This is a genomic window from Shewanella algidipiscicola, assembly GCF_003605125.1.
GTDB classification, from domain to species: domain Bacteria; phylum Pseudomonadota; class Gammaproteobacteria; order Enterobacterales; family Shewanellaceae; genus Shewanella; species Shewanella algidipiscicola.
Genome location: NZ_QPQT01000030.1, coordinates 1 through 1,908 on the forward strand (window position 1 = coordinate 1; position 1,908 = coordinate 1,908).

The 1,908-nt window shown below is 40.0% G+C and carries 1 protein-coding gene and 1 pseudogene; both read left to right on the plus strand.

Translation table 11 applies throughout. The features are described from left to right. Positions 1-146 precede the first annotated feature (146 nt). Complete coding sequence (locus tag DVO77_RS18895; RefSeq protein ID WP_119979407.1) at positions 147-1,391, plus strand: SIR2 family protein; 1,245 nt, start codon at positions 147-149, stop codon at positions 1,389-1,391. A 452-nt stretch (positions 1,392-1,843) separates the two neighbouring features. Beyond that, positions 1,844-1,908: pseudogene (locus DVO77_RS18900) on the plus strand (Mobile element protein); the annotation flags it as partial.

Below are 1,908 nucleotides of genomic sequence, written 5' to 3' on the forward strand. Positions count from 1 at the left end.
CATCAGCCCCAAGGGCATGGAATATGAACTCACGGATTGAGTAGCGATAACCTCCTCTCTCCGAAAGTAAAGAACAAGCCGTTACACGAGACCTTCGGCTCGTGAACTAGATCGTTATGCCCCTAATTACGAAGAATACATAAGATATGAGTGACGAAGATAATTATTTCAAAGATATCGTTTACACCATAAAAACGAAGGATGGAAAAACGATCAAAATGCCCGCTAAAAAGCGCTCTCAATCAGAGTACACCAAGCGAATTTGGGAAAAGCTAGGTGAGGATAAATCATCTGGTGAATTCAGTGAAATTTTTGCATCCGTTTTTGATGATGTTTTCAAAAATATAAAAGGTAAAACCTCTGATTTTATTGAAAAAACTTTTGAAGAGTGGGATGCTGAAAAAAGGAAGAGCATTCGAGAGCTAAAGGGACATTATGAGAATGAAAGCCTCACATTGATACTAGGTGCTGGTGTATCAATGGACTTTGGCCTACCGTCGTGGGATGAGCTGTTGAAAAGGCTATTGGCGAAAACACTGGAAGATGATGATGCAGAAAGCCAGCTAATGGCTGGAATGTTTAACTCAGTTTTTGGTCCAAGTAGTTTAATTGCAGCAAGATACCTTAAATTGCATTTTGAAAACGAAAAGCAAAAAGGAACTAGAAAATACCCTTTTGAGACCGAAGTTAGAAAAGCCCTTTACGAAAATATAACAGACGTAGATAGCCCTATTTATAAGGCCGTTGTTCAGCTTTGCGTATCCCCTGGGAAAAACCCAAGCTTGGATTCGGTTATTACCTATAATTATGACGATATTTTGGAGCAAAAACTTAAAGAGCTCGATCTAGGTATTAAATACAAAAGTATTTACACGTTAGGAATGAACCCCAAAAAAGATGAGCTTCCTATTTATCACGTGCACGGCTATCTTCCAAGAACTGGCAACGTAACAGATAAACATGCCGTCATTTTGTCGGATGACAGCTATCACAAGCAATATATGGATCTTTACCACTGGAGCAACTTGGTTCAAATCAACAAATTTAAAGATTCAAATTGTTTGTTTATTGGTCATTCTTTTTCCGATCCTAATCTAAGACGTTTGTTGGATATTGCTAAATCTCAACGAGGGCACGACAAAACCCAGCACTACTTGATAAAGCGAAAGTACAAGGTTGAAAAAGTAGAAGAAATCTTAAAAGAGTTACTAGCTAAAGGTGGCTTTTTTAAAGAAGATGGTGCGGATGAGAAGCTTAATATTATCGCTCAGGGGCTCGTCAGAACCGTTCATACTTTTGAAAACAATGATGCGAAGTCATTTGGTGTCGACATTATCTGGGTCGATGAATATTCAGAAATAGCAGACGTCGTGAATGAAATATCTAAATAGCATAACAAACGCGTAAATATGGACACTCGCAAGCTCGCGCCTATTGCGCGAGCGTTAGCCATAGAAATATTAATCTTAAACTCACATAGTAGAGCAAAAATCCTAACGCAGAAATGTCCAAAACCGAGTTAGCTTTTGATTGTCCGAGTGACACTAGTAAGGTCAAATCGAAGAGATTCAGAACTCGGTGTAGGTGCGGCTGAGGCCTTCGATTTCAGGGATGAAATCGCAGAGCGCCCAAGGATGGGTTTACAGCGGTGCCGAAGAAGCACCTGCACGAAAGGCCTGCGGCAAGCAATTCAAAACAATGTAAGTTAACGCTACCATCAATCAATAAAACCTAACTCGACTAAATGCTACCAACCAAACAGTTGACTAGGACACCCATCATTAATGGAGCAGAAGTTAACCTTCGGCTATGCTTTGATTGAGCATTGAACAAGGAGGTTTTTATGCCACGCCCTCGCAGAACTCAAATAAGTATCGAAGACACACCCTATTATCATTGTTGTAGCCG

Excerpts from the sequence above, each read along its gene's own strand:
- DVO77_RS18895 (WP_119979407.1), top strand. The coding sequence starts at position 147 with ATGAGTGACGAAGATAATTATTTCAAAGATATCGTTTACACCATAAAA.